Origin of the sequence: Bordetella genomosp. 13 (assembly GCF_002119665.1) — a bacterium.
In the GTDB taxonomy this organism is placed as follows: domain Bacteria; phylum Pseudomonadota; class Gammaproteobacteria; order Burkholderiales; family Burkholderiaceae_B; genus Bordetella.
Window position 1 is genome coordinate 820,063 of record NZ_CP021111.1, and the last position, 24,456, is coordinate 844,518.

A 24,456-nucleotide genomic window follows, 5' to 3' on the forward strand; every position below is an offset into this window, starting at 1 on the left:
CCAGATGATCGCGTTAAAGCATGGTATGTAATGGACAAAGAGTCCCTTAAAGAACTGATGCGAGAGAAGGCCGGCTCGTATGGATCGTTTATCGAGAGTGTGGCCGAGCATGCGAAATCCCAGCGTTGGGGAGCCGGAGTCGTCCCGCCGTATTCTCTTTTGCCCTACCGGCTGGAGTTGCTGGGGCATCTACGGCGTCAGCAAGGGCGATGTCGTCGCCACGCGCCACGACGACGGCGAACTGCGTGCGGTGGCGGTCGTGCAGCGTGGCGGCCATAGTACGTTGCGCGTATTCGCCGAAGCCTCGGATTTCCGCCAGTCCATTCTCCAGCGCCTGTCCGAGCTTGGCGCGTCGTGCGGCATCACCAAGGGGCTGTCGTTGTTCACAGCCGATATCCCCCCGGAGGTCGATTTCGCAGCCATCGATGCCTATCTCGACTCGATCTCGGACGGCGAAGACATCGCATACGAAGACGCGTGCCTGCAGCACAACGGGGTAGGCGACGACCGCCGCCGCGAATGCGAGGCCATGGCCACTGTGCCGTTGCGACTGCACTGAACGGATATTTTCAGGACGATGTTGAGATTTCGCAGAGCGGTGAATGTGGCGACAGATCTAGACGAGCTTATCGAGAGAAACACGGCCGCGGGCGCGGAGGTCCTCGCCCGCCGCGGCGCAGTGTCGCCGCGCCGGTCCGTGCCTGATTGCCTCAGTCTTTGCCGGCGCCTTCCCGCTGCTGCGTCCAGGCGGCGATCTCCGACTTCGTCGCCCACCACACGCCCTCATGCTGGCGCGCATATTCCAGGCAGCGCCGCAGCGTGGGTATCAAGGTCGGCCGGCCCGCCATGTGGGCGTGCAGCGTGATCTCCGTCCACTTGCGCCGTCCCGCCCTGCCCTCGCGGTACAGCTCGTCGAACGTGTCCCTGAAGCCGTCCCAGATGATGCCGGGCGGATTGCGGCCCCACACCCACATCCACAAGTCGTTATGCGGCAAGTTGGTGCGCGGCATGATGACGATGGGGCCATGCGCGGTGGGGCGGATGAAGGGCAGGTCGTCGCTGGCGTCGTCGGCATTCCACAGATAGCCTTCCTGCTTCAGAAAGCCCAGGGTATTGGCCGAGGCTGCGCTGCCGGGGCTGGTCCAGCCCAGCGGCGGCTTGCCGGCCACCTCCGTCAGCACGCGCGTGCAGCGGCGTATCTCTTCCAGTTCGGCAACCGGGTCGTCGTCGCGCATCAGCACGTCGTTGGCCCAGGCATGGCCGGCGATCTCGTGGCCCGCGTCGACCAGCGCGCGGATCACGTGCGGATGGCGCTCGGCGGCCAGGCCGTTGGTCGACACGTTGCTCTTGATGCCGAACTCGTCCAGCAGGTCCATCAGGCGCCAGATGCCGGCCTTCGCGCCGTACTCGGCATAGCTGAGCGAAAAGTGGTCAGTCTTGTTGGCCGTCTTTTCCAGCGTGATCTGGCTGTGGTTGACGAAAGACTCGAAGGCCAGCGTGACGGAGACCGCGACGTGCTGGCCGCCGGGCCATTGCCACTCACGGGGGTAACGAGGAGAAGTCGTGTTCATGGAGGATCCTGTGCCGGTGTTCGATGGCGTATTGGCGCGGCAACGCAGGCGCCATCCTTCAATGGCGCATCGGGCGCCGCTTCATTCGGGTTCGATGCCTGCCTGCTTGACCAGCCCGGAGTACAGATCCATGCGCCGCGCCACCTGCTTGTCCAGCTCGGCGGGCGGTCCGCCGGCGATGTCCAGCGCCAGCGTGGCGAAGCGGTCGCGGATCTCCGGTTCTTTCAGCACCGCGTTGAAGGCCTCGTTCAGCTTGGCGATGACGGGGGCGGGCGTGCCGGCCGGTGCATAGACCGCGGCCTGGATGCCGCCATCGAAGTCGTAACCGGAGTATCCCGACTCGGCCACGGTAGGCAGGTCGGGCAATTGCGGAATGCGCTTGGGACTGGTCACCGCCAGGCCGCGCAGCTTGCCGCCCTGGATCAGTTCGGCCGCCTGCGGAGGGCCAAGGAAGGCTGCCTGGATCTCGCCCGAGTACAGCCCCGCGATGATGGCGCCGGCGCCCTTGTACGGCACGTGCAGCATGCGCGATCCGGTGGCCCGGTTGAAGTATTCGCCGGCCAGGTGCAGCAGGTTGCCATTGCCGGCCGACCCGTACGCGATCGAACTGCCCGGCTTGTTGCTCAGGTCGACCAGCTCTTTCACCGACTCGGCCTGCACCTGGTTGCCCACCACCAGCACCAGGCCCGGCGAGTTGCCCACGTAGATCACCGATGCGAAGTCGCGCACCGTGTCGTAGGGCAGCTTCTTGTACAGGCTGGGATTGATCGTGTGGGACGTGGGCGCCAGCAGCAGCATGTAGCCGTCCGGCGGCGCGCTGGCCACGGCCCCGCTGCCGATGATGCCGTTCGCGCCGGCGCGATTCTCCACCACGATGCTCTGCCCCAGGCGCTGGCCCGCATGCTGGGCGAGCACACGCGCCACCATGTCGGTGGGCCCGCCGGGGCTGAAGGGCATGACCAGCCGTATCGGCCGGTCGGGAAACTCCGCCGCTGCGCCCGGCGAGGCGAACAGCAGGGCGGACAGGGCCAGGCAGGCTCCGAGTAATCGCTTCATGGTTTTCCCCTTGTGTGCGGCGATTGCCGCCGGTCAAGCGATCGCGTCCGAGAACGCGGAAACAGTGGCATGGAAGGCGTCGGGTTCCTCGCGGAAGGGCAGGGCGCCGCTGCGGTTGATCAGGTGAAAGCTTGCGATGGGCTGGCGCTGCGCCAGGATGCGGTAGAGCCAGAGTCCCTGGTCGACCGTGCCCAGGGGATCGTGCGTGCCCCATACGACCTGCACCGGCACGGGCACGCCGGGGCCTCGGCACAGTTCGAACAGGCGCGCCTTGGCGCGCGCCACCGACCAGTTCCAGGTGTGCAGCGTGTCCGCGTCGGCCATCCGCGCGACGGCGGCCTGGTGCGGGGCTTGCCGCGCCGCGGCGACGCAATCGTCGAGGAGGTCCGGCACGTGATGGTGCGAGTACGACAGGCGCTCCAGCGCCCACTTCTGCGATTCGCGCGACCACAGCGGACGCGGCGGATGGGCCAGCGCGACGTTCTCGACGCCGTCGCCGGTGGGGGCGGCGGCCACCGACGACACCACGCTGACGGACGCGATATAGTCCGGCTGCCTGCAGGCCAGCAGCAGCGCCGCCAGGCCCGCGCTGTCGTGCGCCACCAGATGGCAGCGCCGTATGCCTGCGGTGCGCACCGCCGCGTCGATGTGGTCGATGAAGGTGTCCATGCTGCAGGGCGCCGCGGACATCTTGCTGCCGCCGAGGCCGGGCAGGTCCAGCGCCAGCACGGCGCCGTCCTGCGCGAAACGCCGCAGCAGTCCATCGCCCCAGATGTGCGCGCCGCCGCAATACGGCGTCAGGCCGGGCGCGCCGCCATGCACGAATACGGTGGCGGCGCCGGACTCCACGTTGGGCGTCAGCGCGACACGCGCGGGCAGGCCGTTGATGTCGAGCGTGCGGGACTGCAGGGTGAGTGTCGTCATGGGGTTCACCGTTATGCCGTGCGCTGCAGGGCGAAGAAGCGTGCGAGCAGCGCGTTGAACTGCGCCGGATGCTCGCGGAAAGGAAAGTGCCCGGACTCGTTGATCAGGTGGAACTGCGCGTCGCGCTGATGGCGAGACACCATGCGGAACAGCTCCATGCCCCGGTCCAGCACCGCGGTGCGATCGTTGTAGCCCCAGATGACTTGCACGGGGCGCTGCAGCCGGCCCTCGTCCAGCCAGCGCAGGGTCTGGCCCTTCTGCCTTGCCAGTTCGGGCAGGAACACACGTTCCGCCAGGCCCTCGGCCGACATCTTCTCAACCGTGCGCCGGTACTTCTCCAGCGACAGGATGCGCATTACGGCGTCCACCCATTCGTCGGTGACCACGGCCGGATTGTGGCTGTAGTTCTCATACACCCAGCGCACGGCCTCGCGGCTGCCGCGCGGGTGCGGCGGGTTGCACAGCACGACCTCGTTGGTCCCCACGCCGGGGCTGAGCGTGCCGCTGTTGACGATGGTCAGCGAGCGCACCAGGTCGTGGTGCTGCAGCGTCAGGCGCGTGGCCGCATAGCCGCCGCGCGAATGGCCCACCAGGTGGACCGGCGGCAGGTCCATGGCGCGCAGGAAGGCCGCGGCATGATCCACCACCGCCTGCATGGTGTAGTCCTCGTCGCGCAGCGGATTGCCGCTTTCGCCCTGCCCCAGCTTGTCGAACGCAATGGCCCGATATCCCGCGTCGGCCAGGGGTTGCAGATTGAGGTTCCAGGTATAGGCGCTGGATGCGCCGTCGGCCATGCCGAAGTTGCCGCCGTAGATGAACACCACGGGGTCGCCGTGGCCGGCCTCGAAGTAGCGGGTGGGCACGCCGGCGGCTTCGATCCATGCCCCCTCCGGCATGGCGTGGGCGTTGTGCGTACGGGCGGACTGCGCGTCTGGCTGGGTCATGTCGATCGATCCTGTGTCGAGTCGAGGCCAGATTACGAATCGTTGCCGTAAGTCGTCCAATATATAATTGGAACCAGCGTAATGCTGAAAAGGTATTACATGGAACTGCGCCAGTTGCGGTATTTCCTGGCCGTGGCGGAAGAACTCAGCTTCACCCGCGCCGCCGCGTTGCTGCACGTGTCGCAGCCGCCGGTCAGCCGCCAGATCATGCTGCTCGAGGCCGAGATCGGCACGCCCCTGTTCGAACGCTCCAAGCAGTACGTGCGGCTTACCGCCGCGGGCCAGCACTTCTACGAGCAGGCCCGCGCGCTGGTCGCAACCGCGCAGGCCGCGGTCGTGTCCACGCGGCGCGTGGCGGCGGGCCAGGTGGGCAAGATCGCGCTGGGCCTGGGTGGCACGGCGGCCTATGTCTTTCCCGATGCATTGGCGCTGTTCCGCAGGCGCCATCCCGAGGTCGAGCTCGTCCTCAATCCCCTCAATCTCGCCTACCATCAGGCGGCGCTGCTCGACGGCCGCATCGACGTGGGCCTGGTCGTACTGCCGGTCGACGAAGACGAACTCGAGACGCGCCTGCTGACGCGCATGCGCCTGCTGGCGGCCTTGCCGGCCGATCATCCGCTGGCCGCGCGCCGCAAGCTGTCGCTGCGCGACCTGTCCGACCAGGCGTTCGTGATGGTGCCCTGGACCAAAGGCCGCGGCTTCGGCAGGCTGGCCATGCAGGTCTGCCGGCGTTCGGGCTTCGTGCCTCATGTGGTGCAAGAGGCCGAGCCCATGGAGTCGGTGCTTGGCATGGTGGCGGCCGGCGCGGGCGTGGCACTGGTCCCCGAGTCGATGGAGCACCTGCATGGCCGCAAGGTGGCGTACCGGCCCATAAAAGAAGACTACGCGGCCGCCGACATCGCCATTGCTTGGCGCAAGGACGACACCTCGCCGATCCTGCGCGCGTTCCTGTCCTGCTGTCCCGATGGCCGGGCAGCGCAGCGCCGCGCCGCCGTCCGCGTATCCCCACGCCGTGCCCCGCAAATCCGCGGCGCGAGCTGACGCGCGGGCGCAATTACCCCAAAATTTGTATGTACCGGCAAGTTCTGTAACCCGCGTCCGAGAGCGAGCCGTTACCGTCACGTTTCACTGAAGCATTACAGTCATTCCTGACGCCTAGGATCCGACGGAGCCGGCCGACAGGCGCATCGTTCGACGGGCCGCCCGCAAGTTCCAAGCAGACTGATCGCGCATGCTCCGTGCATGCATCGTGGCCCGGGTATGGCCGCGCCTGGATCGCACCTAGGGGACCGCATGACGCCCGACATCCTGCGCCAGCGCATCGAGCATGGCGAAGCACTGACCGGACTGGACCTGCAAGGCGCCTCGCTCGAAGGCCTGGATCTCAGCGGCGCCTTGCTGCAGCGCTGCGACCTGCGCGGCGCATCGCTGGCCGGCGCCGACCTGCGCGGGTGCCGCTTCAACGAATGTCTCTTGCCGCAATCGGATCTGCGCGGCGCCAATCTGAAGAAGTGCACGTTCTACCGCTGCGAGCTGGGCGAGGCCTGCTTCCAGGGCGCACTGTTCCACGATGCCTCGTTCTCCGAATGCCGCGCGATGGCGGCCGACTTCAGCCGCACGCCGCTGAACGGCTGCCGCTTTGTAAGAACGGCGCTGCTGCGCGCGCGCTTCGACGGTGTGGAGCAACATGAGGGCAGCTTCTCGGAATGCGGCCTGGCCGACGCCAGTTTCGCGGGGGCCGCGCTGCGGCAGATGCGCTTTTACCGTGCCGACCTGCGCCACACCGATCTGTCGGGCGTGCGCCTCGAACGCGTGGTGTTCGAAGAGGCCGACCTGACCGGCCAGCGTCTGGCCGGCCAGTCCCTGTCGGGCAGCCAGTTCATCGGCGCGCGCATGGACGACTGCGATCTGCGCAACGCACAGCTGCACGACAGCAACTTCACCGGCGCATCGATGCGCCGCGCGCGACTGGCCGGCGCGCTCGGTCCGGGCGCCACGTTCGAGCAGGCCAATCTGGCGGGCGCCAACTGCGCGGGAGCGCGCCTGCCGCATAGCGCATGGGCGGATGCCTGTGTGGACGGGGCCGTGTTCAGCGGCGCCGACCTGGCGCATGCGGTCTTGCCGCGGATCAGCGCGTCGCGTGCGCGATTCGAGGGTGCGGAGCTGGCCCATGCCGATTTCTCATGCGCGGACCTGCGCGATGCGGACCTGCGCGATGCGCGCTTCCGGGGCACGCAACTGCATGGCGCGCGGACGGACGGCGTGCGCTGGACCTCGCGTGCCGGCATCGTCGATCACGAGCCAGGCTTGCTCCGGGCACAGCCGCAAGCGGCGCAGCGCCACGGCGCTGCCTGAACGTCGACGGCCTAGAAGGTGTACGTAGCGCCCAGGCCGGCCGTCCACGAGCGGCCCGGCGCGGGCTCGTAGTACCGCCCGTTGCTTTCGTTGACGATCACCGAACCGGCATATTCGCGGTCGAACAGGTTGTCGACGCGTGCGTAGGCGTCGATGCGCCATTCGGCGACGCGCCATGCGTAGCCGGCGCTTGCCGCGGCAATGAAGTAGCTGGGCGCCGCCTCGGTGTTGGCGTCGTTCGTGTAGATCCGGTTCAGGTAGCGTCCTTCGACTCCCGCCTGCCAGCCCTCGGGCGGCTGCCACGCCAAGGCCGCGTAGAACGCATTCCGGGCAGTGCCCGGGATGCGGTTGCCCGCGCGTATCGCATCGGAGACCGAGTCGCGATAGCGCGCGTCCAGCCATGAATAGGCCATCTGCACGCGAGCATGCTGCGCGAAGTCATGCCGCCATTCCAGCTCGAAGCCGTTGCGCCGCGTGCGCCCGGCGTTGCGGAAGGTGCTGCGGCCGTCTATGTTGGCGGCCGGCACGATTTCGTCATCGGTGTTGCTCTGGAACACGGCCGCGGTCAGCAGGCCGGTGGGCAATTGCAGCTTGGCGCCCGCCTCGACATTGGTGCTGACCGAAGGCGCCAGCGCGAAATTCAGGCCGGGCTGGGCGTCGGGACGATACGACAGTTCGTTCAGCGTGGGCGTTTCGAAGCCCCTTCCATACGACACGTACACGCTCGACGCCGGCGTCGGCGCAAAGCGCAGCGCGGCCACCGGCAAGGCCTTGCGATAGCGCGCGTCGCCGCTGTCGTCGCCGTTCTCGGGCGTGATGTAGCGATCGTCGGAATCGAAGCGGACGGTGCTGTATCGCAGGCCGGCGTCCAGCGTCCAACGCGGATCGAACTGCCAGGATGCCTGGGCGTACGGGTCCACGTTGTACACGTCGTTGTTCTCGTCGCGCCGCAAGTCGCCGCGCACGCCCAGCGTGGGGGCGGCCGCCGTGCCCGTGTAGTTGTTGTAGCCCCTGCGGCGCTCGGCCATGGTGTCGTAGGCCAGGCCGCCGATCAGGGTAAGCGGCTGGCCGGCCAAGGTGCGCCGCGCGGTCCAGCGCACGTCCGCGCCGCCGTATTCGCGCTCCAGGTCGATCACGCCGCCAGCCTGCCCCGGGTTGGACTGCACTGCCACCGGTATCGACTGATACTGCACGGTGTGGCGCTGCCCGTAATACACCATCGCGCGCAGCGTGTTGCCGCCGCCTATGTCGCGCTCATATGTCAGGCCACCCTGGCTTTGGCGCACGGTCTTGCGCGTGTCGAACCGCAGCGCGGGATCGTCCACGCTGCGCGGATCGTCTTCGAACTGCTCTCGCCTCAGGCCCAGCGGGTCCTGCGCGGACAGGTTCACACTGTTGGCCACCAGGGTCAGCCGGCTCGACTCGTCCAGCTGCAGTCCCAGCTTCATGTTGCCCAGTGTCTTGCGCGCGGCGCTGTGATCGCGGTAGCCATCCGTGGTGAAACGGCCCAGGCTGATCGCGTAATCCAGTTCGCCGATGCCCGTGCCGGTGATGCCGTTGGCCTTCGCGCCGTAGCGGATGGTGCGGTCGCTGCCCACCGACAGGTCGGCCGATACGCTCGGCGGCCGCGTCCCATCTTCGGTGAAGACCTGGATGACGCCGCCCGACGAATTGCCGTACAGCGCGGAATAGGGGCCGCGCAGCACTTCGACGCGATCGATCGACGCGATGTCGATGTTCGAGGTCTGCCCCTGCCCGTCGGGCATGGTGCCCGGGATGCCGTCCACATACAGCCGCACCCCGCGCACGCCGAAGGTGGATCTGGCGCCGAACCCGCGGATCGATATCTGCAGATCCTGCGCGTAGTTCTGGCGGTTTTGTATCTGCAGGCCCGGCACGCTGGCCAGCCCTTCGGACAGGTTGATGCCCGGCCGTCGGGCACGCAGGGTGGCGCCGTCCACGACGTCGACCGAGGCGGGGGTATCGAGCACGGACGTGTCGACGCGCGTGCCGGTGACCACGACGGGGGCCAGCGTGGCCGGGGCGGCGGGCTGCTGCGCCACGGCGGCGGCGGGCACGCAGGCGGCGATCGCTACGGCGCTGGAATGGGTACGGAGTTTGCTCCGCAGGGCAGGGGCAGGGCGCATGAATGGTCCTGTGTCGGTCCTGGAGCTGGCGGTCGGCAAGCCGACGCTGGCGGACGTGATGCGGTAGGCATGAGGCACGTCACGATATCAGGACAGGGCTGTCGTAATGGAAAGTCCCAGTAAGCAAGCGCGCCAAAACCCATTCCGACAGCGTTGACTTCAAATCTACTGATAGATAGTATCGATTCATATGAGCGCCACCACCACGATGCCCCAGGCCGCCCTCGCCGGCAAACCGCCCGCCACCGCGGGTCGTCCCCCAGGCCCTTCCAACACGCGGGACCAACTCATCGCCCATGCCCAGACGCTGATACGCGAGAGGGGCTACAACGGCTTCAGCTATCGCGACCTGGCCGACCATGTCGGCGTCAAGACCGCGAGCATCCACTATCACTTCCCGCAGAAAGAAGACTTGCTGCTGGCCGCCGTGGAAGACTACATGCAGCGCGCATGGGCGGCCGTCCGCGGCATCGACGAAACGCTGCCGGCGCATGAACGCCTGGCGCGGTACGGCCAGCTGTTCACGCAGCAGGCTCCCGACCAGGTCTGTATGTGCGGCATGCTCACCGCCGATTTCAATTCCATGCCCGAGTCTGTGCGCAAGGCTTTGCAGGCCTTCTTCCAGCAGCATGAGAACTGGCTGGCCAAGGCGATCGCCGAAGGCGCGCGCGACGGCACGCTGAAGTGCTCGGGCAACGAGCACACCGATGCCCGCGCGCTGTTCGCCGCGCTGCAGGGCGCGCTGTTGTCGTCGCGCCTGTTCAAGTCGCCCAGCCGCGTGCTTGACGTCTTCGCGTCGGTGCACTGCACAGTCAAGCCTGCCTCGCGATCCGCATAGCGGGCGCCTGAAGTGCAACGCGGGCCAGCCGATCTGTCGGCTGGCCCGCGTTTTTCATCGGCCGTTTCCATGACGGCCGCGGAAGCTAGGCGCTGACGGTTTCGCCTTCTGCGCGTCGTCCCGCTGAGTCGGGGTTCGTCAGCACGGGCAGGATGTCGCGCACGCGTTCGCTGTTGCCGAACAGGCGCGACGAGCACAGGCTGCCCTGCAGGGCGGCGAAGAAGGCGCGCGCGCCGGCTTGCGGATCGGCCTGCGGCGGCAGTGACCCGTCGCGGCCGCCCTGGACCAGGACGTCGGCCAGCCATTCTTCGTTGGCGCGATAAAAGGCCTGCAGTGCGGGACGCACCGGATCGGGAAGCGATCCCAGGTCGGCGGCCAGGGCTCCGCCCAGGCAGACACGGTCCGTGCCGCCGAATGTAGTCTTGTGCAAGGCGACGTACTGCTGCAGTTTTGCGTTCGCCGGCAGATCCGGCGGGATGGTCCGTATGGCGGCGCGCCATTGCGCCTGGTAGGCCTCTACGGCTGCGAGCAGCAGGTCTTCCTTTTGCGGGAAGTGGTAGTGGATGCTTGCGGTCTTGATGCCCACCAGCGCAGCGAGGTCGCGGTAGCTGAAGCCGTTGTAGCCGCGCTCCTGGATCAGGCGCTGGGCATGGGCGACGAGCTGGTTGCGGGTGGTTGCGGTATCCATGATGTCGATTCCGATCGAAAACTCGAGAGTGGAAATGCTCCTATGGGACTGGGATAGTTGGCGTGACGGACGCTCGGTCTTGCCCGTGCCCGCCCGGGAGGACGGCTCTGCCGTCACACCCTGGCGGGCGAGAGTCAGCTAGGCACGGAAACCGGGCGTCCGGTGCGCGGTTCGGGATCATCAGCCGGCCTGGTATTCCAGGTCGCCGAAGGTCACCGTGCCGTTGCTGCGGGCTTGCGACAGATCGCGCTGCACCTCGGCGCGGGTGGGAGCAGCCGGCGACTTTGCGTAGTCGGGTTCTTCCTGCTCGCCGAACGAGACGCGGCCTTGGGCCTTGGCCTGGGCGAGTTCGGCCTCGACCTGGGCGCGGGTCTTGCCCTGATCCTGCTGCTGGCCATGCACGCCCTGGAAGGGAACGTTGTTCGGTTCGATGTTGTCGGCGGCGTAGGCGCTGACGCCGACGAACATCAAAAGGGTGGCGGCGAAGATCTTCATGATGTGCTCCTTGTAAGCGGTTTGATTGAAAGTGATCTATCAGTAGATAGGTTTATGGGCAAATGTAGTAAGTGACTCAGGCGCCATTCGGGAACTGGGCTTCCAGGCCGCTGGTGCGGGCATGGGCGAGGTCGGCCTGCACCTGGGCGCGGGTCAGTGTGCTGCCACCTTGCGCGTACGCCGGGGGCTGTTCGTTTTCGCCGTAGACCACCAGGCCTTGCGCCTTGGCTTCGGCGAGTTCGGCGCGAACCTGTTCGCGGGTCTTGCCGTTGGGATCCTGCTGGCCGTACACGCCCTGGAAGGGAACGTTGTTCGGCTCGATGTTGTCGGCGGCATAGGCGCTGGCGCTCAGGGCGGCGGTGGCGGCGACGATCAGGGTGGCGATGGATTTCATGGTGAAGCTCCTGGAATTGGCGTTGGGTTCAGTGGGTGTTGAAAAGGTGAGGTCGATAAAGGATCAGCCGGCGTTCGAGTACAGGCGGTCCAGGCCGTTGTCGCGGGAGTTGGCCAAGTCGGCTTGCACTTCCTCGCGGGTCAGCGTGCTGGCGGCCGCAGTGTTGGCGGGCTGTTCGGATTCGCCGAAGGTGACCAGGCCGGCGGCCTTGGCGGCTTGCAGTTCGGCTTGCACTTGAGCTCGGGTCTTGCCGATCTGCTCTTGCTGGCCGTAGACGCCTTGGAACGGAACGTTGTTGGGTTCGATGTTGTCGGCGGCATAGGCGTTGGCGCCCATCAGGGTGGCGGCGATGATCAGGCTGGAGGCGAAGGTCTTCATGGTGTGTTCCTTTGAAAAGAGAGTAGGTCGACGTTTGCTTGGATACTTATCTATTACTAGGTAGACAAGCGGGTAAATAAAAAAGCCGGTGAGGCCGTCTGGACGCTGCTGTCTGTTGATGCGTCGTCCATGGCTTGAATATTACCTACTACTAGATAGGCTAGCAAGACTTTTTTCGGGAACCCGTGGAAAAAGCGCCGCTAAATTGCAAACAAATGTTTCGTGGCGGCCGATTTCCCGGGGAAAGTAGGATCGCGGGCCCCTTCATACACTCTAATAGGAGGAACGTCGGCGGCGTCGCCGCGTCTGTCTGGGAGGCTTGCATGACTGCTTTTCCTTCTGACCTGACCGTCCGCCTGATAGGCGCCCCCACGGACGTGGGCGCGAGCGTGCGGGGCGCGTCCATGGGGCCCGAGGCGCTGCGCGTGGCCGGCATCGCCGAAATGCTGGCCAGGCGCGGACTGCATACCGAGGATGCCGGCAATCTCCAGGGACCCACGAACCCCTGGCTGACGCCGGCAGGGGGCTATCGGCACCTGGACGAGGTGGTGGCGTGGAATCTCTTGGTGCGCGACGCGGTAGGTGACGCCCTGGCCGCGGACCACCTGCCCGTGCTGCTGGGCGGTGATCACAGCCTGGGCATCGGTTCGATCAGCGCGGTGGCGCGCCATTGCCGGCAGGCCGGCCGCAAGTTGCGCGTGCTGTGGCTGGACGCCCACGCCGACTTCAACACCAATCTATTGACGCCCACCGGCAACCTGCACGGCATGCCGGTGGCATGCCTTTGCGGCGACGGCCCCGAGGCACTGACCAGCCTGTCCGGCAGCCGGCCGGCGCTTCAACCCGCCTGGATACGGCAGATCGGGATACGCAGCGTGGACGAAGGCGAGCGTCATCTGGTCCACCAGGCGGGCCTGGAAGTCTACGACATGCGATACGTGGACGAGATGGGGATGCGGGCCGTGATGGAGTCGGCGCTGGCGGGGCTGGACGCCGATACCCACCTGCACGTCAGTTTCGACGTGGACTTTCTCGATCCGGAGATCGCGCCGGGCGCCGGAACCACCGTGCCCGGCGGGCCGACCTACCGAGAGGCGCAGTTGTGCATGGAGATGATCGCCGACACCGGCCTGATGCGCTCGCTGGACATCGTCGAGTTGAACCCCGCGCTGGACGTGCGCAACAAGACGGCCACGGTGGCGGTGGAGCTGGTGGAAAGCCTGTTCGGAAAATCGACGCTGGTTCGCGCGCCGGCGTCATTGCGGGCGCGCTTATAACACATTGATGTGACAATCATTGCATCATCAATAAACGGAAACGTTCGATTTTCTTGTAGGGTGTTATCAAAAAGTAAGAAGAAACAGGACATGTTAGATGTCATAGGTAGCCCCTGGGGGCGTGCATAGAATTCGCACGATCCAGGGGCCGCCTGCGGGAAGGCCCGGTTTTTCTACCGCTGCCGCCCGATGACCAACATGGAATTCGCCGATCTGCTGAAGACGCTGGCCCCCAGTCTGCCCTGCGGGGAGGACCTGGAGTACGACCCCGAGTTCCTGCAATTGCAGCAGGCCGCGGTGGGCAAGAGCGAGCAGCAGTTCGGGGCAACCATCATTCCCGCCCAGCCGCCCGACTGGCGCAATGTCGAGAAGCTGGCGCTGGGCCTGCTGGAGCGCACGCGCGACCTGCGTGTAATTGCTTACCTGTCGCAGGCCTGGACCGAGATGCGCGGCCTGCCCGGCTACGCCGAAGGGATAAGCCTGGCGGCCAGCACGCTGGAACACTATTGGGACGACGTGCATCCGCGCCTGGACGTGTATGGCGAAGAGGACCCGATGCCGCGCATGAATGCGCTGGCTTCGCTGGGCGACCCGCAAGGCTGCGCGCGCAGCGCCCGGTCGGCCTGCCTGCTGGACGACATGCACGGCAGGCTGTCGCTGCGCGACGCCGAATCGCTGCTCGAAGGCAGCAAGACCGAAACCGATTATCCCGGCGGCCGTCCGCGCCTGACCGAGGGCCTGCGCCAGGCGTGGCTGCTGCCCGAACCGGCGGTGCTGGCGGTCAGCGATGCGGCGGCGGCCTTGCGCCGCATCCAGGAACACGTGACCACGCGTCTGGGCGCGGCATGGTCCCCGGACTACACCGGCGTGCTGCGCAGCCTGGACACCATCCAGCGCGTCTGGAGCGACATGGATTCCGGCACCGGCACCGTACAGGAGGCCGTGGCCCACGCCGCTGCGCCGGACCAGTCAGACGCCGCCGCAATGGCGCCCGATCGCGCTCCCGCCGCGGCCCCGACGGTCGTGCGCTGGCAGGAGGCGCAGATCACCAGCCGCGAGGAAGCGGCGGCCATGCTTGCCAAGGTATGTGCGTATTTCGAGACGCACGAGCCCAGCCATCCCGCGCCCGTCCTGATCCGGCGGGTGCAGCAGCTGATTCCCCTCAGTTTCCACGAGATCCTGCGCAACCTGGCGCCGCAGGGTCTGGATCAGTTCGAAGCCTGGATCCCGCGCGACGCGGAAGGCCGCCCTGGCTCGTGACGCGTCTCTACCAAAAACACTTCTTCGGGAGATCACACTCATGGCAACTACTCTGAAAGGCAGCGGACAGAAGTTCATCGCCAGAAACCGCGCCCCGCGCGTGCAGATCGAGTACGACGTGGAAATCTATGGCGCCGAGCGCAAGATCCAGCTGCCGTTCGTCATGGGCGTGCTGGCCGACCTGGCGGGCAAGTCCGATACGCCCCAGCCCGAAGTCGGCGAGCGCAAGTTCCTGGACATCGACATCGACAACTTCGATGACCGCATGAAGTCGATCCGTCCGCGCGCCGCCTTCCAGGTGCCCAACACTTTGACGGGCGACGGCCAACTGAACGTGGACATCACGTTCGAAAGCCTCGAAGACTTCTCGCCGGCCACGGTGGCGCGCAAAGTGGACGTGCTGAACGAGATGCTGCAGGCCCGCACCCAGCTGGCCAATCTGCTGACCTACATGGATGGCAAGACCGGCGCCGAAGAGTTGATCGGCCAGGTGCTGAAGAACCCGGCGCTGCTGAACGCGCTGGCCGCCGCGCCCAACAACGCCGCGCCCGCCGAACCGGACGAAGCCCGTCCGGCCCAGGACAACAACTGAACCCGACGGATACGGAGAACGCCATGACAGCAGTGGCCACCAACCGCGCCAATTCCGACAAGACCGCGCAAACCCTCGAAGCGGACGACCTGTCGTCCCTGTTGAAGAAAGAATTCAAGCCCAAGACCGAGCAGGCGCGCGAAGCGGTGGAGCACGCCGTGCGCACGCTGGCGCACCAGGCGCTGCAGAACAGCGGCGTGGGGCTGACGTCGGACGCCTATCGCACGATCCAGGCCATCATCGCCGAGATCGACCGCAAGATGTCCGAGCAGATCAACCTGATCATGCACAACGCCGAGTTCCAGCAGCTCGAGGGCGCATGGCGCGGCCTGCACTACCTGGTGACCAACACCGAGACCGACGAACTGCTGAAGATCCGCTTCATGTGCATGTCCAAGCAGGAGCTGGGCCGCACGCTCAAGCGCTACAAGGGCGTGGGCTGGGACCAGAGCCCGATCTTCAAGCGCGTGTACGAGGAAGAATACGGCCAGTTCGGCGGCGAGCCCATCGGCTGCCTGGTGGGCGACTACTACTTCGACCACAGCCCGCCCGATGTTGAGCTGCTGGGCGAGATGTCGCGCATTTCCGCGGCCGCGCACTGCCCCTTCATCTCGGGCGCTTCGCCCAGCGTGATGCAGATGGAGTCGTGGCAGGAACTGTCGAACCCGCGCGACCTGACCAAGATCTTCACCAACACCGAGTACGCCGCGTGGCGCAGCCTGCGCGAATCGGAAGACTCGCGCTACATCGGCCTGGCCATGCCGCGCTTCCTGGCGCGGCTGCCGTACGGCGCGCGCACCAACCCGGTGGACGAGTTCGACTTCGAGGAAGACACGGACGGCGCCAACCACGACCGCTACGCCTGGGCCAACTCGGCGTACGCGATGGCGGCCAACATCAACCGCTCGTTCAAGCTGTATGGCTGGTGCACCTCGATTCGCGGAGTCGAGTCGGGCGGCGCGGTGGAGAACCTGCCGTGCCACACCTTCCCGACCGACGACGGCGGCGTGGACATGAAGTGCCCGACCGAGATCGCCGTGAGCGACCGGCGCGAGGCCGAGCTGGCCAAGAACGGCTTCATGCCGCTGGTGCATCGCAAGAACTCCGACTTCGCCGCCTTCATCGGCGCCCAGTCGCTGCAGAAGCCGCAGGAGTACCACGACGCCGACGCCAGCGCCAACGCCAAGCTGGCCGCGCGGCTGCCGTACCTGTTCGCGTGCTGCCGTTTCGCGCACTACCTGAAATGCATCGTGCGGGACAAGATCGGTTCCTTCCGCGAGCGCGACGACATGGAGCGCTGGCTGAACGACTGGATCATGAATTACGTGGATGGCGACCCGGCCAATTCGTCCCAGGAGACGAAGGCCCGCAAGCCGCTGGCGGCCGCCGAGGTCCAGGTCCAGGAGATCGAGGACAACCCCGGCTACTACTCCGCGAAGTTTTTCCTGCGGCCGCACTATCAGCTCGAAGGGCTGACGGTATCGCTGCGACTCGTGTCCAAACTGCCTTCGCTCAAGCAGAACGAGGGTTGAGGGCACATTCCTCCGAGCCAGGCGCCCGCCTGGTATGCACTGCGACTTTAAGGGAGAAAGTAAGTGGCTGTTGACATGTTCATGAAGATCGAAGGCGCGAGCGGCGAGTCGAAGGACTCGAACCACAAGGACTGGACCGACATCGTGTCCTTCTCGTGGGGCGCCACCCAGCCCGCCACCATGGCCACCGGTGGCGGCCAAGGTGCCGGCAAGGCCAGCTTCAACGATCTGCACGTCGTTGCCCGCATCGACAAGGCTGCCCCCGCTGTCATGAAGCACTGCGCCAGCGGCAAGCACCTGAGCAAGATCGAGCTGTCGGTCTGCAAGGCCGGCGGCCAGCAGGTCGAGTACACCAAGATCACCCTGGAAGAAGTGCTGGTGACGTCGGTGCAGGTCGCCGCCGACAACGGTTCCGAATCCGTGCTGGTGAACTATGCCTTCCAGGCCGGCCGCGTGCGCCAGCAGTACTGGGAACAGACCGAGTCCGGCGGCAAGGGCGCCGAGAACCTGGTCGCGTGGGACATCAAGCAGAACAAGGAAATCGGTTAATCCGTTTCCCGGCAAGCAACGCGGGGCGCGGTCGGGCTGAGCAGGCCCTCGCGACCCCGCCGAGTCGTTTCTACAGAATTCTTCGATAGCCCGGGATCATCCATGCAGAACACCGCCACGTCCTTGCGCGACGGCAGCCTGTCGCAGCACCTGCAGACGGTCGAGGCGCGCATACGGCGCGCGCCAGGCGACGCCGACCTGCGCGCGCAGCTGTTCCAGCTGGCGGCGGTGCAGGGCGACTGGACGCGCGCGGCCGAGCAGCTGCGCCTGTGCGCGCAGTTCAATCCGCAGTCGCGCCCCATGGCGGCGCTGTATGCGCAGGCCATCGCCGGCGAGCGCAGGCGCGAGGCCGTGCTGGCGGGTACGGAGGATCCGGTCTTTCTTTCCGGCGTGCGCCCCGAATGGTGCGACCTGCTGGTGCAGGCGCTGCGCGCCGATGCGAGCGACCCCACCCGCGCTGCCGCGTTGCGCGCCCAGGCGATGGAGGCGGCCCCCGCCCGTGCCGGCGCGATCGTGGGCGCCCGCGAGGCCGAACCCGAGCCCTACGCCTGGATCGGCGACGGCGACAGCCGGCTGGGGCCGGTCTGCGAACTGATTTCCGCCGGCCAGTACGGCTGGCTGCCCTTCGAGGACGTGAGCCAGCTGAGCCTGCTGGCGCCCGAGGGCCTGTCCGACGTGGTGTGGGCGCGCGCCGAGATCCTGCTGAACGACGGCCGCACGCTGCACGGCCTGGTGCCGGCCCGCTATCCCGCCATCGCGGGCGAGCGCCTGGCGGACCAGGATGACGCGCTGCGCCTGGGCCGCGAGACGCGCTGGCGTGAGTTGGCGGACGGCACGTATGCAGGAGAAGGGCAGAAGATGTGGGTCACGGACGCGGGCGAATATGCCCTGCTGGACGTGCGCGGTCTGCGGCAGGAGGCCGATTGATGGGGCACCGCGATCCCGGCGCATTGCCGGACCGCTCGAATCCGCCGCGCGACGGCCGCGTCGCGCGGGATCGCCTGCAGCCTTCGCTGCTGGACCGCCTGTTGGACAACGAGCCGCAGCGGCGCGTCGAAGCGCACGAGGCGGCCACGCTGACGCACGCCGAGCTGCGCGCCGCCGTGCTGCGCGACCTGCGCTGGCTGCTGAACACCGTCAACCTGGAAACCACGCACGACCTGACGCCTTACCAGGACGTGCCGAGTTCCTGCGTGAATTTCGGCGTGCGCGCCATGGCGGGCCGGCGCATGTCGGACATCGACTGGGTCGACGTCGAGACGTCCATCCGCAACGCCATCGCGACTTTCGAGCCGCGCATACTCGAGTCGTCGGTCGAGGTCCGCTGTGTCAGCGACACCGGCACGCTGGAGCACCACAACGTGCTCAGCCTGGAGATCCGCGGCATGCTGTGGTGCGTGCCGCATCCCATGGAATTCCTGTTCCGTACCGACATCGACCTGGAAAGCGGCCACATGGACCTGCGCGACATCGGAGGCATCGCCTGATGGACGCGCGCCTGCTCGAGTACTACAACCGCGAACTGGTCTACATGCGCGAGATGGGCGCGGAATTCGCGCGCCAGTTTCCCAAGGTCGCCGGCCGCCTGGGCATGCACGGCACCGAGGTGGCGGACCCCTATGTCGAGCGCATGCTGGAAGGCTTCAGCTTCCTGGCGGCGCGCATCCACCTCAAGATGGATGCCGAGTTTCCGCGCTTCACGCAGCGGCTGCTCGAGGTCGTACACCCTCATTACCTGGCGCCCACGCCGGCGATGGGCGTGGTGCAGTTCTCGCCCAGCATGAACGAAGGCTCGCTGGCCGGCGGCTTCACGCTGCCGCGCGGCACGATGCTGCGCGGCCGGCTGGCGCGCAACGAGCAGACGCCCTGCGAGTTCATGACGGGGCACGAAGTGCGGCTGTGGCCGCTGCGCGTCACCGAGGCCGAGTTCACCGGTCCTCCTCCCGACCTGCCCTTGTCGCGGATGGGACTGGGCGGACGCAACGCCGGCGTGGTCAGCGCGCTGCGCATCCGCATCGAGGTATGCGGGGGCGTGCGCCTGGAAGACCTGGACTTGGACCAGCTGGTGTTCTACCTGAACGGCCAGGACGTGCCCATGCAGCGCCTGCTCGAGCTGGTGATGGGCCACACGGTCGCGGTGCTGGCGCACGACAGCGCCCGTCCCGCGGCATGGATCAATCGGCTGCCCGCGGACGCGCTGCGTCACGAGGGCTTCGCCGACGACCAGGCGCTGCTGCCGACCGAGACCCGCGTGTTCCAGGGCTATCGGCTGCTGCAGGAATACTTCGCGTGCCCGCGCCGCTATCTGTTCTTCAGCGTGAACGGCCTGAAGCGCGGGCTGCGCACCGCGCGGGCCGGCAGCGCCAGGGGCGGCACGCCCGATACGCGCAGCTTCGACCTGACGCTGCTGCTGTCGGCCGCCGCGCCCGAACTCGAGGGCACCATCAGCGCCGAGAACCTGGCGCTGCACTGCGCGCCCGTGATCAATCTATTCCCGCGCCGCGCCGACCGTGTGGCCGTGACGCCGCGCACATACGAATACCACGTGGTGGTGGACCGCACGCGGCCCATGGACTTCGAGGTCTACAGCCTGACGCGCGTGCTGGGCCACATCTCGGCGCAGCGGCCCGAGCAGGAGTTCCGGCCCTTCTACGGGTCGTTCGGCTCGGATGCGGACGACTACGGCGCCTATTACTCGATGCGGCGCGAGCCGCGGCTGGCATCCGACACCGCCCGGCGCCAAGGCACGCGCACCAGCTATACCGGCAGCGAGGTGTTCCTGTCGCTGGTCGACAGGCAGGAGGCGCCGTTCTCGGGCGAGCTGCGGCACCTGACGCTGGAGACGCTGTGCACCAACCGTGACCTGCCGATGCTGTTGCCGCTGGGCGGGGAAAGCGACTTCTCGCTGCGCGTATCGGCGCCGGTGAAGGCGGTGAAGGTGCTGCATGGCCCCACTCGCCCGGCCACGGCACTGGCCGACAACGCCGCGGCATGGCAGTTGATCAGCCACCTGGGGCTGCACTATCTCAGCCTGACCGATCTCGACGCGGACCAGGGCGCGCAGACGCTGCGCGAGCTGTTGAACCTGTATGGCAACCTGGCGGATCCGGTGGTGCGCAAGCACATCTCGGGCGTGCGGCACGTGCGGGCCACGCCCATGCACCATCGCCTGCCGGTGCCGGGGCCCATGGTGTACGGACGCGGCGTGCGCATCGACCTGCAGGTCGACGAGGCCGCGTTCTCCGGCATCAGCCCGTATCTGTTCGGCGCCGTGCTGGAGCAGTTCTTTGCGCGCCACGTGTCCATCAACATGATGTCCGAACTGGTGCTGTCCACGCTGCAGCGCGGCGAGATGGCCCGGTGGAAGCCGCGCATGGGCACCCGGCCCGCGGTGTAGACAGCGAAACACAATAAGACGACTGACGAGGACGATCAGATGCCTGCGCAAGCCGCACCGAACCGCCGCTCCGGCACCCCGCCGATGCGCCTGGGGTAAGCATGTCGGCGTCGACCACGGTGGATCCGATGCCGCAGGCCGTCCCGCAGCCGGACGAGTCCGCGCCGCCCGAGGCGACACCGGGCGCGGGCGTGCGCGGCAGCGGCCTGCCCGACGGCTTCTGGCAGGAACTCGAGCGGGCGCCGTATGCGCACGACCTGTTCCATGTGCTGCGCTGGATCGATGCGCGCGCCGGCGCCCGCGCGCCCCTGGGGCGCGATGCCTCGCCGCGCAACGAGCCGGTGCGGCTGCGCCAGGAACCCTCGCTGGCCTTCGCGCCGGCCACGCTGGCCTCGGCGCGCCTGGCGACGGACGGCGGGCCGCCGGAGTTGTCCATCTATAGCTTCGGCCTGTTCGGCCCCAACGGCCCGCTGCCGCTGCACCTGACGGAACATGCGCGCGAGCGCATCTACCACCACGGCGACCGCACGCTGAACGCGTTCGCCGACCTGTTCCATCACCGCCTCATCCTGCTGTTCTATCGCGCCTGGGCCGACGCGCAGAGCACGGTCAGCCTGGACCGCGGCGAGGAACGTTTCACCCGCTACGTCGCCAGCCTGATGCACATGGGCGTGCCGTCGCTGGCGCGGCGCGACAGCGTGATGGACCACGCCAAGTACTACATGGCCGGCCACCTGCTGCGGCAGACGCGCAATCCCGAAGGGCTGCGCCATATCCTCGAGACGTTCTTCGGGCTGCCCGTGCGCGTGTGCGAGTTCGTGCCGCAGTGGATCCGCCTGGAGCCCAAGCAGCGCTTGAGTCTCGGTGGACAGGCCGGACTGGGCCGCGACACCGTGCTGGGCGTGGCGGTGCGCGACGCCCAGCACAAGTTTCGCCTGGAGATCGGGCCGCTGGACCGCGACGACTATGCGTCCTTCCTGCCTGGCGGCAGGCGCGCCAGCCAGGTCATGCACTGGGTGCGCGACTACATCGGCGTGGAGTTCGCCTGGGACGTACGCCCGGTGTTGCGCCGGAGCGAAGTGCGCGGCGTGCGGCTGGGCGAGGCCGCGCCGCTGGGCTTGGCCTCGTGGCTGGGGCAGCGCCAGGAAGCACAGGGCGACGCGGGAGAACTGCTGCTGGACTACGAAAGCCGCGAGCGCCTGGCGCGCGCAAATGCCGTGCAACCCGAGGTCGAGGAGCAGGCCGCGTGATGGGAAGGCACGATGCGTGGCGGCGCGCCATGCCGCATGAAGCGATGAAGCGGGAAACCCAACACTTTCACTTCCACTGACGGAGCATCATGTCCGATATCGGCCGTGCCGAACTGTTCGGCAAACTCGATCCGCTGCTGTACAAGGCGCTGGAAAACGCCACGGCGTTCTGCAAGTTGCGCGGCAATCCCTATGTGGAGCTGGTGCACTGGATCCACACGCTGGCGCAGCTGCAGGACAGCGACCTGCATCGCATCGCGCGCGCCTTCGAGCTGGACTTCGGCCGCCTGCAGCAGGATCTCGCCACCGCGCTGGACCAGTTGCCGCGCGGCGCGAGCTCGGTGTCCGACCTTTCCGAGCATGTCGATTCCGCCGTGGAGCGCGCGTGGGTGCTGGCCTCGCTGCGCTATGGCGCGGCCCGCATCCGCAGCGGCCACCTGCTGCTGGCGCTGGCCCGCACCTACAGCCTGCGCAACGTGCTGACCGGCATGTCGGCGCAGTTCAATCGCATCGTGCCCGACGTGCTGATGGAGCGCTACGCCGAGCTGGTGCAGGGTTCGCCCGAGGACGCGGGCGCGATGCCTGCGGGCGACGATGCGCCTGCGGCGGCGGGCGGGCCGACCGAAGGCGGCTCGGGCCTGGCCCGCTTCGCCGTGGACCTGACGGCGCAGGCGCGCGCCGGCAAGCTGGATCCGGTGTCGGGACGCGACGAAGAGATCCGCCAGATGATCGACGTGCTGATGCGTCGCCGCCAGAACAACCCGCTGCTGGCCGGCGAGGCCGGTGTGGGCAAGACCGCCGTGGTCGAGGGGCTGGCGCTGCGGCTGGCCGCTGGCGACGTGCCGGCGCCGCTGCGCGACGTGTCGCTGTATCTGCTGGACATTGGGCTGCTGCAGGCCGGCGCCGGTGTGAAGGGTGAGTTCGAGCAGCGCCTGCGACAGGTGATCGACGAGGTGCAGGCGAGCGAGCGGCCCATCGTGCTGTTCATCGACGAGATCCACACGCTGATCGGCGCGGGCGGCGCGGCCGGCACCGGCGACGCGGCCAATCTGCTGAAGCCCGCTCTGGCGCGCGGCCAGCTGCGCACCATCGGGGCCACCACGTGGTCCGAGTACAAGAAATACATCGAGAAGGATCCGGCGCTGACCCGCCGCTTCCAGGTCATCCAGGTACACGAGCCGGACGAGGGCCGCGCCGTGCTGATGTTGCGCGGCCTGGCCAAGGCGCTGCAGGCGCACCATGGCGTGCTGCTGCTGGACGAGGCCATCGAGGCTGCCGTGCGCCTGTCGCATCGCTACATTCCCGCTCGTCAGCTGCCTGACAAGGCCGTGGCGCTGCTGGATACCGCGTGCGCCCGCGTGGCCGTCAGCCAGCAGGCCGTGCCGGCCGCGCTGGAAGACGCGCGGCGCCGCATCGAGGCCCTGGACGTGGAGCTGGCCATTGCCGAGCGCGAGGCGCGCCTGGGCATCGGCGAGGCCGACCGCGTGCCGGGATTGGAAGCCGCGCTGCAGGCCGCGCGCGCCGAGGAAGCCGAGCTGGCGGCACGCTGGGATCGCGAGGCCGGACTGGCCCGGCATGTTTTCGAGCTGCGCCAGCGGCTGGATCCCGAGGTGGCCGCGTCTCGTGAGCCGTCGGTGCGGGAAGGCGATGCGAACGGAGGCGCAGAGACGGTCCTTGCCTCCGCCACGGCCGCCGGCCTGGACGACACCGCCGCGCAAGGCCTGCGCGACGAGCTGCGCCAGGCCAATGCGGAACTGGTCGGCAGCCAGGGCGAGTCGCCGCTCATCCATCCCGCCGTGGACGCGGCCGCCGTGGCCGCCGTGGTGGCGGATTGGACCGGCATTCCGGTAGGCCGCATGGTGCGCGACGAAGCGCAGGCCGTGCTGACCCTGGCCGATACGCTCGAGCGCCGCGTGATCGGGCAGCGCCACGCGCTGGAGACCATCGCGCAGCGCATCCAGACCTCGCGCGCGCGTCTTACCGATCCCGAGAAGCCGGTGGGCGTGTTCCTGCTGTGCGGCCCCAGCGGCGTGGGCAAGACCGAAACGGCGCTGTCGTTGGCCGAGGCCCTGTACGGCGGCGAACAGAACCTGATCACGATCAACATGAGCGAGTTCCAGGAGTCGCACACCGTGTCGACGCTGAAGGGCGCGCCGCCGGGCTACGTGGGCTATGGCGAGGGCGGGGTGTTGACCGAGGCGGTGCGGCGCCGTCCGCACAGCGTGGTGCTGCTGGACGAAGTCGAGAAGGCGCACGCCGACGTGCACGAGATCTTCTTCCAGGTCTTCGACAAGGGCTGGATGGAGGACGGCGAGGGCCGCTACATCGATTTCCGCAACACGGTCATCATTCTTACCGCGAATGTCGGTTCCGAATTGATCGCGCGGCTGTGCGCGGATCCCACGCTGATGCCCGAGCCCGAAGGCCTGGCCACGGCGCTGCGCGCGCCATTGCTGGAAGTGTTTCCCGCCGCGCTGCTCGGCCGGCTGGTGGCCGTGCCCTATCTGCCGCTGGCCGACGAGGTGCTCAAGCGCATCGTCGCGCTGCAGTTCGACCGCGTGGCGCGCCGCCTGCAGGAAAACCACGGCATCACGCTCGAGGTGGATCCCGCCGCCGAGGCGCTGGTCGTCGAGCGCTGCACCGAGGTCGAGTCGGGCGCTCGCATGGTGGACGCCATCCTTACCCACCGCGTGTTGCCGCACATCAGCCGAGAGCTGCTGGGCGCTTCGCTGGGCGGCCAGTCGTGGACCCGCATCCGCGTGTCGGCCCGCGATGGCGAATTCGCCTACGACTACGCGTGAAAAGAGCA

Annotated in this window: 23 protein-coding genes; 14 read left to right on the forward strand and 9 right to left on the reverse strand. The window is 67.5% G+C overall.

Going from position 1 to position 24,456, the window contains the following annotated elements; translation table 11 throughout:
- Window positions 1-109: 109 nt before the first annotated feature.
- Window positions 110-559: a DUF4265 domain-containing protein gene (locus CAL15_RS03860; protein ID WP_157666590.1), complete on the forward strand. Its 450-nt coding sequence runs from the start codon at window positions 110-112 to the stop codon at window positions 557-559.
- A 151-nt stretch (window positions 560-710) separates the two neighbouring features.
- On the opposite strand, the gene CAL15_RS03865 is transcribed toward CAL15_RS03860, so the two are convergent.
- From CAL15_RS03865 to CAL15_RS03880, 4 genes are all read right to left on the reverse strand, one after another.
- Window positions 711-1,571, reverse strand: a complete 861-nt coding sequence (locus CAL15_RS03865) for a polysaccharide deacetylase family protein (RefSeq protein ID WP_086077375.1) — start codon at window positions 1,569-1,571, stop codon at window positions 711-713.
- 81 nt (window positions 1,572-1,652) lie between these two features.
- A complete protein-coding gene (locus tag CAL15_RS03870) occupies window positions 1,653-2,627 on the reverse strand; it encodes a Bug family tripartite tricarboxylate transporter substrate binding protein (protein WP_086077376.1) in 975 nt (324 codons plus the stop codon).
- A 33-nt stretch (window positions 2,628-2,660) separates the two neighbouring features.
- Window positions 2,661-3,551 (reverse strand): alpha/beta fold hydrolase, encoded by an 891-nt coding sequence (locus CAL15_RS03875; RefSeq protein ID WP_157666591.1) that lies wholly within the window; start codon window positions 3,549-3,551, stop codon window positions 2,661-2,663.
- A gap of 11 nt (window positions 3,552-3,562) precedes the next feature.
- Window positions 3,563-4,495 (reverse strand): alpha/beta fold hydrolase, encoded by a 933-nt coding sequence (locus CAL15_RS03880; protein ID WP_086077378.1) that lies wholly within the window; start codon window positions 4,493-4,495, stop codon window positions 3,563-3,565.
- An 81-nt stretch (window positions 4,496-4,576) separates the two neighbouring features.
- Here CAL15_RS03880 and CAL15_RS03885 point away from each other — a divergent pair, with 81 nt between their 5' ends.
- Together CAL15_RS03885 and CAL15_RS03890 are read left to right on the forward strand one after the other, a co-directional pair.
- Window positions 4,577-5,536, forward strand: a complete 960-nt coding sequence (locus tag CAL15_RS03885) for a LysR substrate-binding domain-containing protein (protein WP_086077379.1) — start codon at window positions 4,577-4,579, stop codon at window positions 5,534-5,536.
- Window positions 5,537-5,788: 252 nt separating this feature from the next.
- Window positions 5,789-6,850: a pentapeptide repeat-containing protein gene (locus tag CAL15_RS03890; protein ID WP_086077380.1), complete on the forward strand. Its 1,062-nt coding sequence runs from the start codon at window positions 5,789-5,791 to the stop codon at window positions 6,848-6,850.
- A gap of 11 nt (window positions 6,851-6,861) precedes the next feature.
- On the opposite strand, the gene CAL15_RS03895 is transcribed toward CAL15_RS03890, so the two are convergent.
- Complete coding sequence (locus tag CAL15_RS03895; protein WP_086077381.1) at window positions 6,862-8,997, reverse strand: TonB-dependent receptor family protein; 2,136 nt, start codon at window positions 8,995-8,997, stop codon at window positions 6,862-6,864.
- A 208-nt stretch (window positions 8,998-9,205) separates the two neighbouring features.
- On the opposite strand from CAL15_RS03895, the gene CAL15_RS03900 reads away from it, so the two are divergent.
- Entirely contained in the window at window positions 9,206-9,835 is a 630-nt protein-coding gene (locus tag CAL15_RS03900) for a TetR/AcrR family transcriptional regulator (protein ID WP_086080907.1), read from the forward strand.
- A gap of 85 nt (window positions 9,836-9,920) precedes the next feature.
- Here CAL15_RS03900 and CAL15_RS03905 read toward each other — a convergent pair whose 3' ends face one another.
- From CAL15_RS03905 to CAL15_RS03920, 4 genes are all read right to left on the reverse strand, one after another.
- The gene (locus tag CAL15_RS03905) at window positions 9,921-10,523 is read right to left on the reverse strand and encodes a TetR/AcrR family transcriptional regulator (RefSeq protein WP_086077382.1); all 603 of its coding nucleotides are present in this window, start codon (window positions 10,521-10,523) and stop codon (window positions 9,921-9,923) included.
- A gap of 180 nt (window positions 10,524-10,703) precedes the next feature.
- Complete coding sequence (locus CAL15_RS03910; RefSeq protein ID WP_086077383.1) at window positions 10,704-11,018, reverse strand: DUF4148 domain-containing protein; 315 nt, start codon at window positions 11,016-11,018, stop codon at window positions 10,704-10,706.
- 76 nt (window positions 11,019-11,094) lie between these two features.
- Window positions 11,095-11,412 carry a DUF4148 domain-containing protein gene (locus CAL15_RS03915; protein ID WP_086077384.1) on the reverse strand — a complete coding sequence of 106 codons (318 nt, stop codon included), beginning with the start codon at window positions 11,410-11,412 and terminating at the stop codon, window positions 11,095-11,097.
- A 63-nt stretch (window positions 11,413-11,475) separates the two neighbouring features.
- Complete coding sequence (locus CAL15_RS03920; protein WP_086077385.1) at window positions 11,476-11,790, reverse strand: DUF4148 domain-containing protein; 315 nt, start codon at window positions 11,788-11,790, stop codon at window positions 11,476-11,478.
- A 323-nt stretch (window positions 11,791-12,113) separates the two neighbouring features.
- Here CAL15_RS03920 and rocF point away from each other — a divergent pair, with 323 nt between their 5' ends.
- The 10 genes from rocF (at window position 12,114) to tssH (ending at window position 24,448) form a co-directional block, all read left to right on the forward strand.
- Complete coding sequence (gene rocF / locus CAL15_RS03925; RefSeq protein WP_086077386.1) at window positions 12,114-13,067, forward strand: arginase; 954 nt, start codon at window positions 12,114-12,116, stop codon at window positions 13,065-13,067.
- Between the two features lie 198 nt (window positions 13,068-13,265).
- The gene (gene tssA / locus CAL15_RS03930; protein ID WP_086080908.1) at window positions 13,266-14,327 is read left to right on the forward strand and encodes a type VI secretion system protein TssA; all 1,062 of its coding nucleotides are present in this window, start codon (window positions 13,266-13,268) and stop codon (window positions 14,325-14,327) included.
- Between the two features lie 40 nt (window positions 14,328-14,367).
- A complete protein-coding gene (gene tssB, locus CAL15_RS03935; RefSeq protein WP_086077387.1) occupies window positions 14,368-14,919 on the forward strand; it encodes a type VI secretion system contractile sheath small subunit in 552 nt (183 codons plus the stop codon).
- 23 nt (window positions 14,920-14,942) lie between these two features.
- Window positions 14,943-16,451: a type VI secretion system contractile sheath large subunit gene (gene tssC / locus CAL15_RS03940; protein WP_086077388.1), complete on the forward strand. Its 1,509-nt coding sequence runs from the start codon at window positions 14,943-14,945 to the stop codon at window positions 16,449-16,451.
- A gap of 81 nt (window positions 16,452-16,532) precedes the next feature.
- Window positions 16,533-17,000 (forward strand): Hcp family type VI secretion system effector, encoded by a 468-nt coding sequence (locus CAL15_RS03945; protein WP_086080909.1) that lies wholly within the window; start codon window positions 16,533-16,535, stop codon window positions 16,998-17,000.
- Window positions 17,001-17,102: 102 nt separating this feature from the next.
- Complete coding sequence (locus tag CAL15_RS03950) at window positions 17,103-17,927, forward strand: type VI secretion system accessory protein TagJ (protein ID WP_086077389.1); 825 nt, start codon at window positions 17,103-17,105, stop codon at window positions 17,925-17,927.
- A complete protein-coding gene (gene tssE / locus CAL15_RS03955) occupies window positions 17,927-18,487 on the forward strand; it encodes a type VI secretion system baseplate subunit TssE (protein WP_086077390.1) in 561 nt (186 codons plus the stop codon). The genes CAL15_RS03950 and tssE overlap by 1 nt, the downstream gene beginning before the upstream one ends.
- Entirely contained in the window at window positions 18,487-20,397 is a 1,911-nt protein-coding gene (gene tssF / locus CAL15_RS03960) for a type VI secretion system baseplate subunit TssF (protein WP_086077391.1), read from the forward strand. Before tssE ends, tssF begins: the two co-directional genes overlap by 1 nt.
- Window positions 20,398-20,498: 101 nt before the next feature.
- Complete coding sequence (gene tssG, locus CAL15_RS03965; RefSeq protein ID WP_232468110.1) at window positions 20,499-21,647, forward strand: type VI secretion system baseplate subunit TssG; 1,149 nt, start codon at window positions 20,499-20,501, stop codon at window positions 21,645-21,647.
- Window positions 21,648-21,736: 89 nt separating this feature from the next.
- Window positions 21,737-24,448 carry a type VI secretion system ATPase TssH gene (tssH, locus tag CAL15_RS03970; protein WP_086077392.1) on the forward strand — a complete coding sequence of 904 codons (2,712 nt, stop codon included), beginning with the start codon at window positions 21,737-21,739 and terminating at the stop codon, window positions 24,446-24,448.
- Window positions 24,449-24,456: the final 8 nt, after the last annotated feature.

Bases quoted from the DNA above. Each gene is read 5' to 3' on its own strand.
- CAL15_RS03860 (WP_157666590.1), top strand. From the start codon at position 110: ATGCGAAATCCCAGCGTTGGGGAGCCGGAGTCGTCCCGCCGTATTCTC.
- CAL15_RS03865 (WP_086077375.1), bottom strand. From the start codon at position 1,571: ATGAACACGACTTCTCCTCGTTACCCCCGTGAGTGGCAATGGCCCGGC.
- CAL15_RS03870 (WP_086077376.1), bottom strand. From the start codon at position 2,627: ATGAAGCGATTACTCGGAGCCTGCCTGGCCCTGTCCGCCCTGCTGTTC.
- CAL15_RS03875 (WP_157666591.1), bottom strand. From the start codon at position 3,551: ATGACGACACTCACCCTGCAGTCCCGCACGCTCGACATCAACGGCCTG.
- CAL15_RS03880 (WP_086077378.1), bottom strand. From the start codon at position 4,495: ATGACCCAGCCAGACGCGCAGTCCGCCCGTACGCACAACGCCCACGCC.
- CAL15_RS03885 (WP_086077379.1), top strand. From the start codon at position 4,577: ATGCTGAAAAGGTATTACATGGAACTGCGCCAGTTGCGGTATTTCCTG.
- CAL15_RS03890 (WP_086077380.1), top strand. From the start codon at position 5,789: ATGACGCCCGACATCCTGCGCCAGCGCATCGAGCATGGCGAAGCACTG.
- CAL15_RS03895 (WP_086077381.1), bottom strand. From the start codon at position 8,997: ATGCGCCCTGCCCCTGCCCTGCGGAGCAAACTCCGTACCCATTCCAGC.
- CAL15_RS03900 (WP_086080907.1), top strand. From the start codon at position 9,206: ATGCCCCAGGCCGCCCTCGCCGGCAAACCGCCCGCCACCGCGGGTCGT.
- CAL15_RS03905 (WP_086077382.1), bottom strand. From the start codon at position 10,523: ATGGATACCGCAACCACCCGCAACCAGCTCGTCGCCCATGCCCAGCGC.
- CAL15_RS03910 (WP_086077383.1), bottom strand. From the start codon at position 11,018: ATGAAGATCTTCGCCGCCACCCTTTTGATGTTCGTCGGCGTCAGCGCC.
- CAL15_RS03915 (WP_086077384.1), bottom strand. From the start codon at position 11,412: ATGAAATCCATCGCCACCCTGATCGTCGCCGCCACCGCCGCCCTGAGC.
- CAL15_RS03920 (WP_086077385.1), bottom strand. From the start codon at position 11,790: ATGAAGACCTTCGCCTCCAGCCTGATCATCGCCGCCACCCTGATGGGC.
- rocF (WP_086077386.1), top strand. From the start codon at position 12,114: ATGACTGCTTTTCCTTCTGACCTGACCGTCCGCCTGATAGGCGCCCCC.
- tssA (WP_086080908.1), top strand. From the start codon at position 13,266: ATGGAATTCGCCGATCTGCTGAAGACGCTGGCCCCCAGTCTGCCCTGC.
- tssB (WP_086077387.1), top strand. From the start codon at position 14,368: ATGGCAACTACTCTGAAAGGCAGCGGACAGAAGTTCATCGCCAGAAAC.
- tssC (WP_086077388.1), top strand. From the start codon at position 14,943: ATGACAGCAGTGGCCACCAACCGCGCCAATTCCGACAAGACCGCGCAA.
- CAL15_RS03945 (WP_086080909.1), top strand. From the start codon at position 16,533: ATGAAGATCGAAGGCGCGAGCGGCGAGTCGAAGGACTCGAACCACAAG.
- CAL15_RS03950 (WP_086077389.1), top strand. From the start codon at position 17,103: ATGCAGAACACCGCCACGTCCTTGCGCGACGGCAGCCTGTCGCAGCAC.
- tssE (WP_086077390.1), top strand. From the start codon at position 17,927: ATGGGGCACCGCGATCCCGGCGCATTGCCGGACCGCTCGAATCCGCCG.
- tssF (WP_086077391.1), top strand. From the start codon at position 18,487: ATGGACGCGCGCCTGCTCGAGTACTACAACCGCGAACTGGTCTACATG.
- tssG (WP_232468110.1), top strand. From the start codon at position 20,499: ATGTCGGCGTCGACCACGGTGGATCCGATGCCGCAGGCCGTCCCGCAG.
- tssH (WP_086077392.1), top strand. From the start codon at position 21,737: ATGTCCGATATCGGCCGTGCCGAACTGTTCGGCAAACTCGATCCGCTG.